Raw genomic sequence first — 16,702 nt, forward strand, 5'->3', positions numbered from 1 at the left:
TACGGCCATCAACTAATGTCTGTTCGCTGTCTGGTCACAGGAAAGTACGCAGAACTGAAACGACAAGACGGATTGAGTGACAAGCCAGGAATCTGTCCACTTCTCGCGCGAGAAACAACGGGAAGTATTGGATATAACTAGATTCAAACTTAATAAGGTATGTTTAATACGAAGTCAACACTAACTTAGCACGACTCAAGTCGGGCGTCCAGTCATCCGAATCATTTCGAAGTATGGTCGCCCGATCATGAGACTTCCTTACGCTAAATTAGCGTCGAGGAATTCTTTCAACTGACCTTTGGATAGTGCGCCGACTTTAGTCGCCGCAACTTCGCCGTTTTTAAACAGCAGCAGGGTCGGGATGCCACGGATACCATACTTCGGCGCGGTGCCTGGGTTTTGGTCAATGTTCAGTTTAGCAACCGTCAATTTGCCCTGATATTCGTCAGCGATTTCATCCAGAATTGGAGCGATCATTTTGCACGGACCGCACCACTCTGCCCAGAAATCAACGAGGATAGCTCCGTCCGCTTTGAGTACATCCGTGTCAAAACTGTCGTCAGTCAGGTGAATAATTTTATCGCTCATATTAACTCCACAGGAATAAGCCTGGTGCGTTGGTGTACTCTTAATCAACGACGTGTTGATGTAGCATTAACCAACTAAAGGTTGACTTTATTTCACCGGATACGCTTTCGTAAAGCAATAGTAAGCTGATATTCTACCACACTATGAGCAAAACACATTTAACAGAACAGAAGTTTTCCGACTTCGCCCTGCACCCAAAGGTGATAGAAGCCCTTGAAAATAAAGGCTTTCATAACTGCACGCCCATTCAGGCCCTCGCGCTGCCGCTAACGCTGGCAGGTCGTGATGTTGCAGGGCAGGCGCAAACCGGTACCGGAAAAACGATGGCGTTCCTGACGTCAACGTTTCATTATCTTCTCTCTCATCCCGCGATTGCCGATCGCAAGGTGAACCAACCGCGTGCGTTAATTATGGCGCCAACGCGTGAGTTAGCCGTGCAGATCCACGCTGACGCCGAGCCGCTGGCACAGACCACCGGTTTGAAATTAGGCCTGGCTTATGGCGGCGACGGTTATGACAAACAGCTGAAAGTGCTGGAAAGCGGCGTCGATATTCTTATCGGCACGACCGGTCGTCTCATCGACTATGCAAAACAGAACCACATTAACCTGGGCGCGATTCAGGTCGTGGTGCTGGATGAAGCCGATCGTATGTACGATCTGGGCTTTATCAAAGATATCCGTTGGCTGTTCCGTCGTATGCCGCCAACCACCCAACGTCTGAACATGCTGTTTTCTGCAACCCTCTCTTACCGCGTTCGCGAACTGGCGTTCGAACAGATGAATAACGCCGAGTACGTTGAAGTCGAACCGGAACAGAAGACAGGTCACCGTATTAAAGAAGAGCTCTTCTATCCTTCCAACGAAGAGAAAATGCGTTTACTGCAAACGCTGATTGAAGAAGAGTGGCCAGATCGCGCCATCGTCTTTGCTAACACTAAGCATCGTTGTGAAGATATCTGGGGTAGCCTTGCCGCTGACGGTCATCGCGTCGGTCTGCTGACCGGTGACGTGGCGCAGAAAAAACGTCTGCGTATCCTTGATGAGTTCACCCGTGGCGATCTCGACATTCTCGTTGCGACGGATGTCGCCGCGCGTGGTCTGCATATCCCAGCCGTAACGCACGTATTTAACTATGACCTGCCGGATGACTGTGAAGATTACGTTCACCGTATCGGTCGTACCGGTCGCGCCGGTGCAAGCGGTCACTCTATCAGCCTGGCCTGTGAAGAATACGCGCTGAATTTACCAGCAATCGAGACCTATATCGGTCACTCGATCCCGGTCAGCAAGTACAACCCGGATGCGCTGATGACCGATCTGCCGAAGCCGTTACGCTTAACGCGTCCGCGCACAGGCAATGGCCCACGCCGTACCGGTGGTGCTCCGCGTAATCGTCGTCGTTCAGGTTAACGTTAGATATGCTCACAACCACTTCGCTGTACGCCGCAATTGATTTAGGCTCGAATAGTTTTCATATGCTGGTTGTACGCGAGGTGGCGGGAAGCATTCAGACGCTCACGCGTATTAAACGCAAGGTGCGTCTGGCCGCTGGCCTCAACAGCGACAACGTTCTTTCCGCTGAAGCTATGGAGCGCGGCTGGCAATGCCTGCGCCTGTTTGCTGAACGTCTGCAGGATATCCCTCAGCCGCAAATCCGCGTGGTCGCCACGGCAACATTACGCATCGCGGTAAACGCCGATGAGTTTATCGCCAAAGCGCAAGAGATCCTCGGCTGCCCTGTCCAGGTCATCAGCGGTGAAGAAGAAGCGCGGCTGATTTATCAAGGTGTTGCCCACACCACCGGCGGCGCCGATCAGCGTCTGGTCGTTGATATTGGCGGAGCCAGCACTGAACTGGTTACCGGCTCCGGCGCGCAAACCACCTCTCTGTTCAGCCTGTCAATGGGCTGCGTCACCTGGCTCGAAAGGTATTTCACCAATCGTAATCTGGCACAGGAAAACTTTGACGAAGCAGAGAAAGCGGCTCGTGAAGTTCTGCGCCCGGTCGCCGACAAACTGCGTTTTCATGGCTGGAAAGTTTGCGTTGGCGCCTCTGGCACCGTCCAGGCGTTACAGGAAATCATGATGGCGCAGGGCATGGATGAGCGCATTACGTTGGCCAAGCTTCAGCAGCTTAAACAGCGCGCCATTCATTGTGGTCGTCTGGAAGAACTGGAAATAGAAGGGTTAACGCTCGAGCGCGCACTGGTTTTTCCCAGCGGACTGGCCATTCTGATCGCCATTTTCACCGAACTGAATATTCAATGCATGACACTGGCCGGCGGCGCACTACGCGAAGGTCTGGTCTACGGCATGCTGCACTTACCGGTTGATCAGGACATTCGCAGCCGTACGCTGCGTAATATTCAGCGTCGATTTATGGTCGACACCGATCAGGCGAATCGTGTCACGCAATTGGCTGTACATTTACTCGAACAGGTGAAAGATGAGTGGCATCTTGAAGCCATTAGTCGTGAACTGCTGCAAAGTGCCTGTCAGTTGCATGAAATAGGACTGAGCGTAGAGTATAAGCAGGCGCCACTGCATGCCGCCTGGCTGGTACGTAATCTCGATCTCCCGGGCTTTACTCCCGCGCAGAAGAAACTGTTAGCCACGCTGTTGCTCAACCAAACTAATCCGGTCGATCTCTCTTCACTCCACCAGCAAAACGCTGTGCCACCACGCATCGCAGAGCACCTTTGCCGTTTGCTACGCCTGGCGATCATCTTCGCCGCTCGCCGTCGCGACGATTTAGTGCCACATATCACCCTGCAAGCTCAGGATGAGAATCTGACGTTAACGCTACCGGAAGGCTGGCTGGAACATCATCCATTAGGTACAGAGTTAATCGATCAGGAAATACAGTGGCAAAGCTATGTCCACTGGCCGCTGGAAGTGCATTAGATGCTGGCTGCCGGATAGCGCTTACGCTTATCCGGCCTACAAAATACCTATTTCTCTTTGGCTTTCGCCATCATTGCCCGAATGTTAGCAATGCTGGCCTGCCCTTTTTGCATCCGCTCCTCGGCACTCACCACTTTACGCTCCTGTTCCCAGATAACGTCATCTTGTGGTAGTTCCAACAGGAAACGGCTCGGTTCAGGTCGTACCAGTTCACCGTACTGACGGCGCTCTTTACACAACGTGAAGATAAGTTCTTTCTGCGCACGTGTAATTCCGACGTAAGCCAGACGACGCTCTTCGTCGATGTTATCTTCATCGATGCTGCTCTGGTGCGGCAAAAATCCTTCTTCCATTCCCACCATAAATACGTACGGGAACTCCAGTCCTTTTGAAGCATGCAGCGTCATCAACTGCACCTGATCCAACTCTTCTTCGCTCTCTCCGCGCTCCATCATGTCGCGCAGGGTAAAGCGGGTAACGACCTGAGTCAGGGTCATTGGCTCTTCCAGCTCACTACCTTCCAGCATCTCCGTCATCCAGCTGAACAGCGTGTTGACGTTTTTCATACGCATTTCGGCCGCTTTTGGGCTCGGCGAGGTTTCATACAGCCAGGATTCGTAATCAATGCCGTGGATCAGATCGCGTACGGCGGCAACCGGCTCTCGCTCCGCCAGACGTTGAATTTCACCCAGCCAGTGCGTAAAGCGGGTCAGAGAATCATATCCGCGCCCGGTTAGCGTCTGGCTAAGTCCCATATCAAAGCTAGCGGTAAACAGGCTTTTATTACGCGTCATCGCCCATTCCCCCAGCTTTTGCAGCGTGGCCGGACCGATTTCACGCTTAGGGGTGTTTACGATGCGCAAAAATGCACTGTCATCATCCGGGTTGCTGAGCACGCGCAGATAGGCCAGCAGATCTTTAATCTCCGGACGTGAGAAGAACGACGTCCCGCCGGAAATTTTGTACGGGATGCGGTTTTGCATCAGAAACTTTTCGAACACTCGCGACTGATGATTACCGCGATACAGGATGGCGTAGTCTTTATACTGCGTCTTGTTCACAAAGTGATGGGCAATCAGTTCCCCGGTCACGCGTTCTGCTTCGTGCTCTTCATTATTCGCACTCAACACCTTCAGCTCAGCGCCGTAGCCCAGCTCAGAAAAGAGCCGTTTTTCAAAGACGTGTGGGTTGTTAGCAATAAGGATGTTCGCCGCCTTCAGGATACGCCCTGATGAACGATAGTTTTGCTCCAGCTTCACCACCTGCAGCGCCGGAAAATCTTTGCTTAACAGTACCAGGTTCTGCGGACGTGCACCGCGCCAGGAGTAGATCGACTGATCGTCATCACCCACGACGGTAAAGCGCGCGCGTTTCCCCACCAGCAACTTCACCAACTCGTACTGGCTGGTGTTGGTATCCTGATATTCATCCACCAGCAGGTAGCGGATTCGGTTTTGCCAACGCTCACGTACTTCTTCATTGCGCTGCAACAGCAGCGTGGGGAGCAGGATCAGATCGTCAAAATCGAGGACGTTACACGCCTTCATATGCGCGTCATACAGACCATAGCAGTGGGCAAAAATACGATCGCGTTCACCCTTTGCACTGGCTGCCGCCTGCGCTGGGGTCATCAGATCGTTTTTCCAGTTGGAGATCGTTGAAATCAACTGTTGAAGGATAAGTTTATCGTCTTCAATTAGCCCTTCGGTCAATTCCTTAAGCAGGGCCACCTGGTCAGTATCATCAAACAACGAGAAGTTCGACTTCATCCCTAGCGCGGCGAATTCACACTTAATGACATCCAGTCCCAGAGTGTGGAAAGTAGAGATCATCAACCCGCGCGCTTCTTTACGACCCAACGTTTGCGCCACACGCTCTTTCATCTCGCGCGCAGCCTTATTGGTAAAGGTTACTGCCGCAATATGTCGTGCCTGATAGCCACATTCACGGATCAGATGTGCGATTTTGTTAGTGATAACACGCGTCTTACCGGAACCCGCTCCCGCCAGCACCAGGCAAGGTCCGGTGACGAATTCGACGGCTTGTTGTTGTCCGGGGTTCAAACGCATAGAGGATTGCTCAATCTGTAAACACGGGGATGTGGATTGTAGCAGAAAGTGACGCCAGGGGGATCGGTCATAGCCCATCGCCGAAGACCACGGATTACATGCTACTATTGCGCCCTGATTTATCACTCAACTCAGAGCGCAAACCATGGCAAAAACAGCATCAGCAGTGCATATCCTTGTTAAAGAAGAGAAACTGGCTCTCGATCTTCTGGAACAAATCAAAAATGGCGCCGATTTTGGTAAACTGGCGAAGAAACACTCTATCTGCCCGTCGGGCAAACGCGGCGGCGATTTAGGCGAATTCCGTCAGGGCCAGATGGTTCCGGCGTTTGATAAAGTGGTGTTCTCCTGCCCGGTGCTGGAGCCAACCGGCCCACTGCACACTCAGTTCGGTTATCACATCATTAAAGTGCTGTACCGTAACTAATAGAAATCCCGGTGTGTTAAAACACCGGGCTTTTTTTTGCCGAAAGGCGGCCTCTTAGCCAGCTACAGCAATACGTTTCATATCAGTCATATAGCCACGCAGTTTCTGGCCCACTTTCTCGATAGCATGGCCGCGAATAGCATCGTTCACGTCGCGCAGCTGCGCGTTGTCTACCGCACCTTCGGCAATCGCTTTGCCCAGATCTCCGGTTTGCAGGGTGGCCATGAACTCTTTCAGCAGCGGTACGCACGCGTAAGAGAACAGGTAGTTACCGTATTCTGCGGTATCGGAAATGACTACGTTCATTTCGTACAGACGCTTACGGGCGATGGTGTTCGCGATCAGCGGCAGTTCGTGCAGTGATTCGTAGTAAGCAGACTCTTCGATGATGCCGGAATCCACCATGGTTTCAAACGCCAGCTCAACGCCAGCCTTCACCATCGCGATCATCAGCACGCCTTTATCGAAGTACTCCTGCTCGCCAATTTTACCTTCAAACTGCGGCGCGGTTTCGAACGCGGTTTTGCCGGTCTCTTCACGCCAGGTCAGCAGTTTCTTATCGTCGTTGGCCCAGTCAGCCATCATGCCTGAAGAGAATTCGCCGGAGATAATGTCATCCATGTGTTTCTGGAACAGCGGTGCCATGATCTCTTTCAGCTGTTCGGACAGCGCATAAGCACGCAGTTTCGCTGGGTTAGACAGACGATCCATCATCAGGGTGATACCGCCCTGCTTCAGCGCTTCGGTGATGGTTTCCCAGCCGAACTGAATCAGTTTTTCGGCGTAAGCCGGGTCAGTACCTTCTTCCACCAGCTTGTCGAAGCACAGCAGAGAGCCTGCCTGCAGCATACCGCACAGGATTGTCTGCTCGCCCATCAGGTCAGATTTCACTTCCGCAACGAAGGACGATTCCAGCACGCCCGCACGGTGACCGCCAGTGGCCGCAGCCCATGCTTTGGCAATCGCCATGCCTTCGCCTTTCGGATCGTTTTCCGGGTGAACGGCGATCAGGGTTGGAACACCAAAACCACGTTTGTACTCTTCACGCACTTCGGTACCCGGACACTTCGGCGCAACCATCACCACAGTGATATCTTTACGGATCTGCTCGCCCACTTCGACGATGTTGAAACCGTGGGAGTAGCCCAGCGCCGCGCCATCTTTCATCAGCGGCTGTACGGAACGTACAACGTCGGAGTGCTGTTTGTCCGGCGTCAGGTTAACCACCAGATCTGCCTGCGGGATCAGTTCTTCATAAGTACCTACTTTGAAGCCATTTTCGGTCGCTTTGCGCCACGAAGCGCGCTTCTCAGCAATCGCTTCTTTACGCAGGGCGTAGGAGATATCCAGACCGGAGTCGCGCATGTTCAGGCCTTGGTTAAGCCCCTGAGCACCGCACCCGACGATGACCACTTTTTTACCCTGAAGGTAGCTTGCGCCATCGGCGAATTCGTCGCGACCCATAAAGCGACATTTGCCCAGCTGCGCCAGCTGCTGACGCAGGTTCAGTGTATTAAAGTAGTTAGCCATGGTGATACCTCGTGATGTTGTACTGTCTTATTGTTCGGTTCGCGTTTCAGCGAGAATGAACCCACATTACAACAGGAAATTTATTGCGGAAATTGATATATTCACAACATCACATTGCAATATCTGCAACGTAGAAAATCGGAGGCTCGTCCGTGGATTTACGCGATCTGAAAATGTTCCTGCATCTGGCGGAAAGCCGCCACTTTGGCCGCAGTGCGCGGGCGATGCACGTCAGCCCCTCCACACTCTCACGCCAGATCCAACGGCTGGAAGAAGATCTCGGCCAGGCGCTGTTTGTGCGCGATAACCGTACGGTCACGCTGACCGAAGCAGGCGAAGAGCTGCGAGTGTTTGCCCAGCAGACGCTGTTGCAGTATCAACAATTGCGCCACACCCTCGATCAACAGGGACCGTCGCTGTCGGGTGAGCTGCATATCTTCTGCTCGGTTACCGCCGCCTACAGCCACCTGCCGCCAATTCTCGACCGCTTTCGCGCCGAGCACCCCTCGGTTGAAATTAAGCTCACCACCGGCGATGCCGCTGACGCAATGGACAAAGTGGTCACCGGAGAGGCCGATCTGGCAATAGCGGGTAAGCCGGAGACGCTGCCCGGCGCAGTAGCATTCTCGATGCTGGAGAATTTAACGGTAGTGTTGATCGCACCAGCATTGCCTTGCCCGGTACGGAATCAGGTTTCGGTCGATAAACCAGACTGGTCGACAGTGCCGTTTATCATGGCCGACCAGGGGCCGGTACGCCGCCGCATCGAGTTGTGGTTCCGCCGTCACAAAATCAGCAACCCATCGATTTACGCCACCGTGGGGGGGCACGAAGCGATGGTCTCGATGGTGGCGCTGGGTTGCGGCGTGGCGCTGCTGCCGGAAGTGGTGCTGGAAAACAGCCCGGAGCCGGTACGGAATCGCGTGATGATTTTAGAACGCAGCGACGAAAAAACGCCGTTCGAGCTGGGTGTCTGCGCGCCGAAAAAACGGCTGCATGAGCCGCTAATCGACGCGTTCTGGAAGATTGTTCTGGAGCGTAAATCCGCCGAGTAGCGCCAGCATCAGGCCTAAAATCAGTGGTAGATTCAGTATTGGCACTCCTTTTCTGTATAATGTCCCGTGCCATAATAGATGTGGGGGGCTTGTTAACCATCACGTTTAGCAAGCCAGAACAGACGGTGTCATTGCGCACTTGACAGCGAAAATACAAACTTAATTAGCCATCATTATGATAATCAAACCAAAAATTCGTGCATTCATCTGTACAACGACCCATCCGACTGGCTGCAAAGTCAATGTGGAAAAACAGATCGATTATGTGAAGAAAAACGGGAAAATCGCTAACGGCCCTTCCCGCGTGCTGGTCATCGGTGCTTCCACCGGTTACGGCCTTGCTTCCAGAATTTCCGCCGCGTTTGGCAGCGGAGCCGCCACTATCGGCGTATTTTTCGAAAAACCAGGCACGGAAACCAAGCCAGGTTCCGCGGGCTGGTATAACTCTGCAGCCTTCGATGAGGCCGCAAAACGCGAAGGTCTGTATTCCAAAAGCATCAACGGCGACGCGTTCTCCGACGAGTGTCGCGACGAAGTTATCAAACTGATCAAAGAAGACCTGGGTCAGATTGACCTGGTGGTTTACTCACTGGCATCTCCGGTACGTAAAATGCCGAAAACCGGTGAAATCGTCCGTTCTGCGCTGAAGCCAATCGGTGAGGTTTATACCTCTAAAGCGATCGATACCAACAAAGATCAGATCATAACCGCCAGCATTGAGCCGGCAACCGAAGAAGAAGTTCAGAACACCGTCACCGTCATGGGCGGCGAAGACTGGGAACTGTGGATGGGCGCGCTGAGCGAAGCAGGCGTGCTGGCTGACGGCGTGAAAACCGTTGCCTACTCCTACATCGGTACCGACCTGACCTGGCCAATCTACTGGCACGGCGCGCTGGGCAAAGCAAAAGAAGATCTCGACCGCGCGGCAGGCGCGCTGCGTAATCAACTGGCTCCGCTGAACGGTTCCGCTAACGTTGCTGTACTGAAATCCGTTATCACGCAGGCCTCTTCTGCTATTCCGGTGATGCCGCTGTACATCTCCATGGTCTTCAAGCTGATGAAAGAACAAGGCATTCATGAAGGCTGCATCGAGCAGATCAACCGTCTGATGACCACCAGCCTGTACGGCGATAAAGTGGTGCTTGATGACAACCAGCGTATCCGTATGGATGACTGGGAACTGCGTGAAGACATTCAGCAGGCATGCCGCGATCTGTGGCCGCTGATCACCACCGAAAACCTGGCGCAAAAAACGGACTATGCAGGATATAAGCAGGAATTCCTGAATCTGTTCGGTTTTGGTCTCGACGAAGTGGATTACGATGCGGATGTAAACACCGAAGTCGAATTCGAAGTCATCACGCTGTAATCTGCTGATACCGTTGCAAAAAGGGTTCATGTCTTTACATGAACCCTTTTTTAATGGCTGCCGCTAACCCGCCAGGAAGAACCTGAACGCCGGGTTATGCGTTTCATCGTGACAGTCATAACCCAGTTCGTTCAGTCGCGTTTCGAAATCAGGCTCGTGCTCACCCAACTCAAACGCCGCCAGTACGCGACCATAATCGGTTCCGTGGCTACGATAGTGGAACAATGAAATATTCCAGTGCGTCCCCAGGGTATGCAGGAATTTGAGCAACGCCCCCGGAGATTCCGGGAATTCGAAGCTGTACAGCCGCTCCTGCAAGGGTTTCGACGGGCGCCCACCGACCATGTAGCGCACGTGCAGCTTCGCCATTTCGTCGTCGGACAAATCCACTACGCTGTAGCCGCCCTCATTAAGCAACTGGAGGATTTCCTTACGCTCTTCCAGCCCACGGCTCAGACGGACGCCAACAAAAATACAGGCGTCTTTCGCATCAGCAAATCGGTAGTTAAACTCGGTAACCGAGCGTCCTCCCAACAGCTGGCAAAACTTCAGGAAGCTGCCCTTTTCTTCCGGAATAGTTACTGCCAGCAACGCTTCGCGCTGTTCGCCCAGCTCGCAACGTTCGGAAACATAACGTAGGCCATGGAAGTTAACGTTAGCGCCGGAAAGGATATGCGCCAGACGTTCGCCGCGAATGTTGTGCTGGGCAATGTACTTTTTCATCCCCGCCAGCGCCAGCGCACCGGAAGGTTCCGCCACCGCGCGCACATCCTCGAACAGATCTTTCATTGCCGCGCAGATAGCGTCGCTATCGACAGTGATGATGTCGTCGAGATACTCCTGGCACAAACGGAAGGTTTCGTCGCCGATACGTTTCACCGCCACGCCTTCAGCAAAGAGGCCAACACGTGGAAGATCGACCGGTTGACCGGCATCCAGCGCCGCTTTCAGGCAGGCTGAGTCTTCAGCTTCAACGGCAATCACTTTGATCTGCGGCATCAGTTGTTTGATCAGCACCGCCACGCCTGCCGCTAATCCGCCACCGCCCACCGGCACGAATACACGATCAAGGTGGGCATCCTGCTGCAATAACTCCAGTGCCAGCGTGCCCTGCCCGGCAATCACCATCGGATGGTCGAACGGAGGAACCCAGGTAAAACCCTGCTGCTGCGACAGCTCAATCGCTTTGGCTTTGGCTTCATCAAAATTCGCGCCGTGTAACAGTACTTCACCACCGAAACCGCGAACGGCATCGACTTTGATATCAGCGGTAGCCGTAGGCATGACAATCAGCGCCTTCACACCTAATCGCGCAGAAGAGAAAGCTACGCCCTGAGCATGATTACCTGCCGATGCGGTGATTACCCCATGCGCTTTTTGCTCTTCGGTCAGACCGGCCATCATGGCATAGGCACCGCGCAGCTTGAAGCTGTGAACGGGTTGACGGTCTTCGCGCTTCACCAGAATCACGTTATCGAGGCGCGAAGAGAGTTTTTCCATTTTTTGTAGCGGTGTGACCTGCGCCGCTTCGTATACCGGCGCACGCAGCACTGCTCTGAGATACTCGGCGCCTTCTGGAGCGCCGGAGAGGGGTTGAGAATCCGCCATGGTCATTATCCCCCTAGTTTCGACTTATCGCGCACCGCACCTTTGTCGGCGCTGGTTGCCAGGCTGGCGTAAGCGCGCAGCGCAAAGGAGACCTGACGCTGACGATCTTTTGGCGTCCAGGCTTTGTCACCACGAGCTTCTTGCGCTTCACGGCGCGCAGCGATTTCCGCATCGCTCAGTTGCAGTTGAATGCCACGATTCGGGATATCGATAGCAATCATGTCACCATCTTCGATAATTGCGATATTACCGCCGCTGGCCGCTTCAGGAGAAACGTGACCAATGGAAAGCCCCGAAGTACCGCCAGAGAAACGACCGTCGGTAATCAGCGCGCAGGCCTTACCGAGACCCATCGATTTCAGGAAGGTGGTTGGGTAGAGCATTTCCTGCATGCCTGGCCCGCCCTTCGGCCCTTCGTAGCGAATCACCACCACGTCGCCGGCAACCACTTTACCGCCGAGGATAGCTTCAACCGCATCGTCCTGGCTTTCATACACTTTTGCCGGGCCGGTGAATTTCAGGATGCTGTCATCCACACCAGCGGTTTTTACGATACAGCCGTTTTCCGCGAAGTTACCGTACAGGACTGCCAGGCCGCCGTCTTTGCTGTAAGCATGTTCCAACGAGCGAATGCAACCTTCTGCGCGGTCATCATCCAGGGTGTCCCAACGACAATCCTGCGAGAACGCCTGGGTGGTACGGATGCCAGCCGGACCTGCGCGGAACATTTTTTTCACCGCATCGTCTTTGGTCAGCATAACGTCATAACTATCGAGCGTTTGCGGCAGAGTCAGCCCCAACACGTTTTTCACGTTGCGGTTCAGTAGCCCGGCGCGATCCAGCTCGCCTAAAATGCCCAGTACGCCACCCGCGCGGTGCACGTCTTCCATATGGTATTTCTGCGTACTCGGCGCAACTTTACACAGCTGCGGGACTTTGCGGGACAACTTATCAATATCACTCATGGTGAAGTCGATTTCCGCTTCCTGCGCAGCCGCCAGCAAGTGCAGAACGGTGTTGGTGGAGCCGCCCATCGCGATATCCAGCGTCATGGCGTTCTCAAACGCCGCCTTGCTGGCAATGTTGCGCGGCAGGGCTGAAGCGTCATCCTGCTCGTAGTAGCGTTTGGTCAGCTCAACGATGCGTTTACCTGCGTTGAGGAACAGCTCTTTACGGTCGGCATGAGTCGCCAACAGCGAACCGTTACCCGGCTGCGACAGACCCAGCGCTTCGGTCAGACAGTTCATCGAGTTGGCGGTGAACATCCCGGAGCACGAGCCGCAGGTCGGACAGGCCGAACGTTCAACCTGCTCGCTCTGCGAGTCGGAGACTTTCGGGTCTGCCCCCTGAATCATCGCATCAACCAGATCAAGCTTGATGATTTGGTCAGAGAGCTTGGTTTTCCCGGCTTCCATTGGGCCGCCGGAAACAAAGATCACCGGAATATTCAGCCGCAGAGAGGCCATTAACATCCCGGGGGTGATTTTATCGCAGTTAGAGATACAGACCATCGCATCGGCGCAGTGGGCGTTAACCATATATTCCACTGAATCGGCGATCAGCTCACGCGACGGCAGTGAATAAAGCATGCCGCCATGACCCATGGCGATACCATCATCCACGGCAATGGTGTTGAACTCTTTCGCCACGCCGCCTGAGGCTTCGATTTGTTCGGCAACCAGCTTACCGAGATCGCGCAGGTGGACGTGGCCCGGCACAAACTGGGTAAAGGAGTTCACCACAGCGATAATCGGTTTACCGAAGTCATCATCGGTCATCCCGGTGGCGCGCCACAGTGCGCGGGCACCCGCCATATTGCGGCCGTGGGTGGTGGTGGCAGAACGATACTTAGGCATGCTTGATTAACTCCCGTCTGTCTTTCCCCTGCATATTTCACGCCGCAGGTGCGTTGGCTGCCTCGCTCCCCCCAGTCACCTACTAAAGTAAGCTCCTGGGGACTCGCTGCGTTGCCGTCTTCCTGCAACGTGAACTATTTTGGGGAAATATTAATTTTGTTATTGGTTTACTGAATCCAACCAGCCGTATTTATCTTCCGTTTCACCGGTGAAGAGGCCAAAGAAGGCCTGCTGGATGCGTTTGGTGACCGGACCGCAGCGGCCTTCGCCCACCTGAATACCATCGACGCTGCGTACTGGGGTGATTTCGGCCGCGGTACCGGACATGAACACTTCGTCGGCCAGGTACAGCGATTCACGAGACAGCACCTGCTCACGCACTTCGATATCGAGATCTTTCGCCAGCTTAATGATCGCGTCACGGGTGATACCCGGCAGCGCGGAAGAGGTAAACGGCGGGGTAAACAGAATGCCGTCTTTTACTTCAAACAGGTTTTCGCCCGCGCCTTCGGAGATGTAGCCATTCACATCCAGCGCAATGCCTTCCTGGTAGCCATGACGACGCGCTTCACTACCCACCAGCAGCGAAGACAGATAGTTACCACCTGCTTTAGCAGCGGTAGGAATCGTGTTCGGCGCAACGCGGTTCCAGGAAGAAACCATCGCGTCGATCCCCTGCTCCAGCGCTTCAGCACCGAGGTAAGCCCCCCATGGGAACGCGGCGATTATCACATCAGTGGTGTATCCCGCAGGCGGGTTAACGCCCATCCCTACGTCGCCAACAAACACCAGCGGACGGATATAGGCGCTGGTCAGGTTGTTTTTACGAATCACCTCACGGCAAGCTTCCATCAGCTCATCAACGCTCTGAGAAACGGGAAAACGATAGATCTTGGCTGAATCACGCAGACGCTGCATATGTTCGCGATGACGGAACACTACCGGCCCTTTGTGAGAATCGTAGCAACGGATCCCTTCAAATACAGAAGTACCGTAGTGCAGCGCGTGGGACATCACGTGGACCTTCGCGTCTTCCCAACGAATCATCTCGCCATTAGACCAAATGTAATCAGCTTTTTTCGTCGTCATTTTTCTTCCTTTTGCGCTCAGGCGCGGATTTGTTGTGATGTGGTTGTGCTCTGGCAGATAGCAACATGTGCAACATCTACCAGTTTACTTAACTGACTAAACAGTAAGTCGACCGACCGGGGGCTGGCAACGGTCAATTCGATATTTATATTCTGCGCATCGCTGGCGGCTTCCATATTCATGGAGCACACCTGAAAACCACGATGACGTACCACGCGTAAAACACGTTCTAACGTTTCCGGGTTGAAACGAGCCTCAACGGCGACCTGATGTTGCATCATGATAATTTCTCCAGCATTTCTGAGTTACTGGCGCCAGGTGGCACCAGAGGCCAGACATTCTCAAGTTCGTCGATTGAGACATGAAGCAAGTATGGCCCCTCGCTGCTCAGCATGGTGTCGAGTGCCGCTTCAACCTGGTCTTTACGGGTGATGTGTTGACCAGGAATGCCGAAGGCTCTGGCCAACATGAGGAAATCGGGGTTATCGGTAAGGGTGGTTTCGCTATAACGTTCCTGGAAAAACAGCTGCTGCCATTGTCGCACCATGCCTAACCGCTGGTTGTCGAGTAAAACTATCTTCAGCGGCAACTGTTTGCGTTTTACGGTGCCCAATTCCTGTACATTCATCATGAAGGAACCGTCACCGGAGATACAGATTACCGTATCATTCGGGCGAGCAACCTGCGCGCCAACCGCTGCTGGCAGGCCAAAGCCCATCGTCCCCAGACCGCTCGACGTGATGAAATTTTCAGGGCGAGTGTAGGTCATATGCTGTGCCGACCACATCTGATGCTGGCCAACATCCGTTGTCACTACGCTATCCGCAGGTTTGCGATCGGATAACTGCTTTAACAACAGTGGCGCATAGATAGCTTCCCCCGGATGGTCGTAGCGCCAGGTATGTTCTGCGCGCAGTTCAGCGCTGTGCTGACGCCATTCGTCAATCTTCATCAATTGCTGTAATGCTGGCAGCAGAGAATTTAAATCCCCCTGCAGCGCCACGTGTGCCTGGCGCAGTTTGTTCATTTCCGCTGGGTCGATATCCATGTGGATTACGCTGGCGTTCGGTGCGAAGGTATTCAGCTTGCCAGTCACCCGGTCATCAAAACGTGCGCCAACCGCAATCAGTAAATCGCACTCTTGCACCGCGAAATTCGCGGCTTTAGTACCGTGCATTCCCAACATGCCCAAATAGTACGGGTAGTCAGCATCTACTGCGCCCAGACCTTTCAGCGTGCAGGCGACCGGCATTTGGGTTATCGCGATAAATTCACGCAGGGCCGGGACCGCCTGCGCCATACCTACGCCACCACCTACGTACAGGATGGGCTTTTGCGCCTGCGCCAGCATTTTACGTGCCTGCTCAACGTCAGCGTGCGGAAACGTCTCTACGTTTTCGACGGTCGTAAAATATGGCTCCAGCGTACCGCTGGCTAATTGGATGTCTTTCGGGATATCAACCAGAACCGGACCCGGACGACCGGAATTCGCCACGGCGAAAGCCTCAGCCATGATACGCGGCAGCTCTTCGAGTGACTGTACCAGGAAGCTGTGTTTGGTGCAGGACAGAGACATCCCCAGCACGTCCACTTCCTGGAACGCATCTGTTCCGATGAAAGGTGATGCCACCTGACCGGTGATCGCCACCACTGGAACAGAATCTAACAGCGCATCGGCAAGGCCCGTGATCAGGTTGGTTGCGCCAGGGCCGGAGGTAGCGATACAAACGCCGGTTTTACCGGTCGCACGGGCATAGCCAATCGCCGCCATTGCCGCACCCTGCTCGTGTCGGCACAACAGGTGCTCTACGCCGCCGTCATACAACGCATCGTAAACCGGCATAATTGCGCCACCAGGATAACCAAAGACGGTTTGAACCCCTTGTGCACGCAACGCATGTACCACCCACTGTGCCCCATTCATAGTTACATCCCCGCCGTAAATCTTGAGAAACAGAATTTTATGCTACCGTTCACTTTCTGCTCCTCGTGTATGTTTTTAAGGTCAAAAAAAAACCCCCGGACCTTTCGGTGCGGGGGTCTTAGTTCGTTAAGGCTTGTTTTCTAAGCCTTTCCTCGTCCAAGTGCAGCCCCGCACGGTGGGATAATAATCACCACCACGCTAATCACGACCAGGCTAATCACTCGTAGAAGGGCTGTCATTTTTGTATTTTCTTGCATCTTGTTCGAAGGAATACCTAAAGAG

15 protein-coding genes are annotated in these 16,702 nt (G+C 53.8%); 5 read left to right on the top strand and 10 right to left on the bottom strand.

Annotated features, from left to right (window positions below; translation table 11 throughout):
• Positions 1 to 8: 8 nt before the first annotated feature.
• Positions 9 to 128, bottom strand: coding sequence for a rho operon leader peptide (locus tag GPJ68_RS24595; RefSeq protein WP_104651953.1), 120 nt, complete (start codon positions 126 to 128; stop codon positions 9 to 11).
• A gap of 130 nt (positions 129 to 258) precedes the next feature.
• On the bottom strand, positions 259 to 588 hold the full coding sequence (trxA, locus tag GPJ68_RS24600) for a thioredoxin TrxA (RefSeq protein ID WP_001280776.1): 330 nt from the start codon (positions 586 to 588) through the stop codon (positions 259 to 261).
• 143 nt (positions 589 to 731) lie between these two features.
• Here trxA and rhlB point away from each other — a divergent pair, with 143 nt between their 5' ends.
• Both rhlB and gppA read left to right on the top strand, forming a co-directional pair.
• Complete coding sequence (gene rhlB / locus GPJ68_RS24605) at positions 732 to 2,000, top strand: ATP-dependent RNA helicase RhlB (protein WP_003829013.1); 1,269 nt, start codon at positions 732 to 734, stop codon at positions 1,998 to 2,000.
• Positions 2,001 to 2,008: 8 nt separating this feature from the next.
• On the top strand, positions 2,009 to 3,493 hold the full coding sequence (gppA, locus tag GPJ68_RS24610; protein ID WP_016157837.1) for a guanosine-5'-triphosphate,3'-diphosphate diphosphatase: 1,485 nt from the start codon (positions 2,009 to 2,011) through the stop codon (positions 3,491 to 3,493).
• A gap of 47 nt (positions 3,494 to 3,540) precedes the next feature.
• Here the strand turns inward: gppA and rep are convergent, their stop codons facing one another.
• Positions 3,541 to 5,562: a DNA helicase Rep gene (rep, locus tag GPJ68_RS24615; RefSeq protein WP_180837050.1), complete on the bottom strand. Its 2,022-nt coding sequence runs from the start codon at positions 5,560 to 5,562 to the stop codon at positions 3,541 to 3,543.
• A 145-nt stretch (positions 5,563 to 5,707) separates the two neighbouring features.
• Here rep and ppiC point away from each other — a divergent pair, with 145 nt between their 5' ends.
• Positions 5,708 to 5,989: a peptidylprolyl isomerase PpiC gene (gene ppiC, locus GPJ68_RS24620; protein ID WP_016155104.1), complete on the top strand. Its 282-nt coding sequence runs from the start codon at positions 5,708 to 5,710 to the stop codon at positions 5,987 to 5,989.
• A 54-nt stretch (positions 5,990 to 6,043) separates the two neighbouring features.
• Here ppiC and ilvC read toward each other — a convergent pair whose 3' ends face one another.
• Entirely contained in the window at positions 6,044 to 7,519 is a 1,476-nt protein-coding gene (gene ilvC, locus GPJ68_RS24625; RefSeq protein ID WP_047358762.1) for a ketol-acid reductoisomerase, read from the bottom strand.
• Between the two features lie 152 nt (positions 7,520 to 7,671).
• Between ilvC and ilvY the strand changes: the two genes are divergently transcribed.
• Complete coding sequence (gene ilvY, locus GPJ68_RS24630; RefSeq protein WP_016155102.1) at positions 7,672 to 8,574, top strand: HTH-type transcriptional activator IlvY; 903 nt, start codon at positions 7,672 to 7,674, stop codon at positions 8,572 to 8,574.
• Between the two features lie 175 nt (positions 8,575 to 8,749).
• Complete coding sequence (gene fabV / locus GPJ68_RS24635; RefSeq protein ID WP_180837053.1) at positions 8,750 to 9,943, top strand: enoyl-ACP reductase FabV; 1,194 nt, start codon at positions 8,750 to 8,752, stop codon at positions 9,941 to 9,943.
• Positions 9,944 to 10,006: 63 nt separating this feature from the next.
• On the opposite strand, the gene ilvA is transcribed toward fabV, so the two are convergent.
• From ilvA to ilvL, 6 genes are all read right to left on the bottom strand, one after another.
• The gene (gene ilvA / locus GPJ68_RS24640; protein WP_016157833.1) at positions 10,007 to 11,551 is read right to left on the bottom strand and encodes a threonine ammonia-lyase, biosynthetic; all 1,545 of its coding nucleotides are present in this window, start codon (positions 11,549 to 11,551) and stop codon (positions 10,007 to 10,009) included.
• Between the two features lie 5 nt (positions 11,552 to 11,556).
• Positions 11,557 to 13,407 (bottom strand): dihydroxy-acid dehydratase, encoded by a 1,851-nt coding sequence (gene ilvD / locus GPJ68_RS24645; protein WP_049043201.1) that lies wholly within the window; start codon positions 13,405 to 13,407, stop codon positions 11,557 to 11,559.
• A 159-nt stretch (positions 13,408 to 13,566) separates the two neighbouring features.
• On the bottom strand, positions 13,567 to 14,496 hold the full coding sequence (locus GPJ68_RS24650) for a branched-chain amino acid transaminase (RefSeq protein WP_003829030.1): 930 nt from the start codon (positions 14,494 to 14,496) through the stop codon (positions 13,567 to 13,569).
• A gap of 17 nt (positions 14,497 to 14,513) precedes the next feature.
• Positions 14,514 to 14,777, bottom strand: a complete 264-nt coding sequence (ilvM, locus tag GPJ68_RS24655; RefSeq protein ID WP_003018017.1) for an acetolactate synthase 2 small subunit — start codon at positions 14,775 to 14,777, stop codon at positions 14,514 to 14,516.
• Entirely contained in the window at positions 14,774 to 16,420 is a 1,647-nt protein-coding gene (gene ilvG / locus GPJ68_RS24660) for an acetolactate synthase 2 catalytic subunit (protein ID WP_104651952.1), read from the bottom strand. The genes ilvM and ilvG overlap by 4 nt, the downstream gene beginning before the upstream one ends.
• Positions 16,421 to 16,560: 140 nt before the next feature.
• Complete coding sequence (ilvL, locus tag GPJ68_RS24665; RefSeq protein ID WP_001311244.1) at positions 16,561 to 16,659, bottom strand: ilv operon leader peptide; 99 nt, start codon at positions 16,657 to 16,659, stop codon at positions 16,561 to 16,563.
• Positions 16,660 to 16,702: the final 43 nt, after the last annotated feature.

The organism is Citrobacter sp. 172116965, assembly GCF_013458095.1.
Taxonomy (GTDB): domain Bacteria; phylum Pseudomonadota; class Gammaproteobacteria; order Enterobacterales; family Enterobacteriaceae; genus Citrobacter; species Citrobacter braakii.

Coding starts and splice junctions, on each gene's coding strand:
- trxA (WP_001280776.1), bottom strand. CDS start 588: ATGAGCGATAAAATTATTCACCTGACTGACGACAGTTTTGACACGGAT.
- rhlB (WP_003829013.1), top strand. CDS start 732: ATGAGCAAAACACATTTAACAGAACAGAAGTTTTCCGACTTCGCCCTG.
- gppA (WP_016157837.1), top strand. CDS start 2,009: ATGCTCACAACCACTTCGCTGTACGCCGCAATTGATTTAGGCTCGAAT.
- rep (WP_180837050.1), bottom strand. CDS start 5,562: ATGCGTTTGAACCCCGGACAACAACAAGCCGTCGAATTCGTCACCGGA.
- ppiC (WP_016155104.1), top strand. CDS start 5,708: ATGGCAAAAACAGCATCAGCAGTGCATATCCTTGTTAAAGAAGAGAAA.
- ilvC (WP_047358762.1), bottom strand. CDS start 7,519: ATGGCTAACTACTTTAATACACTGAACCTGCGTCAGCAGCTGGCGCAG.
- fabV (WP_180837053.1), top strand. CDS start 8,750: ATGATAATCAAACCAAAAATTCGTGCATTCATCTGTACAACGACCCAT.
- ilvA (WP_016157833.1), bottom strand. CDS start 11,551: ATGGCGGATTCTCAACCCCTCTCCGGCGCTCCAGAAGGCGCCGAGTAT.
- ilvD (WP_049043201.1), bottom strand. CDS start 13,407: ATGCCTAAGTATCGTTCTGCCACCACCACCCACGGCCGCAATATGGCG.
- GPJ68_RS24650 (WP_003829030.1), bottom strand. CDS start 14,496: ATGACGACGAAAAAAGCTGATTACATTTGGTCTAATGGCGAGATGATT.
- ilvM (WP_003018017.1), bottom strand. CDS start 14,777: ATGATGCAACATCAGGTCGCCGTTGAGGCTCGTTTCAACCCGGAAACG.
- ilvG (WP_104651952.1), bottom strand. CDS start 16,420: ATGAATGGGGCACAGTGGGTGGTACATGCGTTGCGTGCACAAGGGGTT.
- ilvL (WP_001311244.1), bottom strand. CDS start 16,659: ATGACAGCCCTTCTACGAGTGATTAGCCTGGTCGTGATTAGCGTGGTG.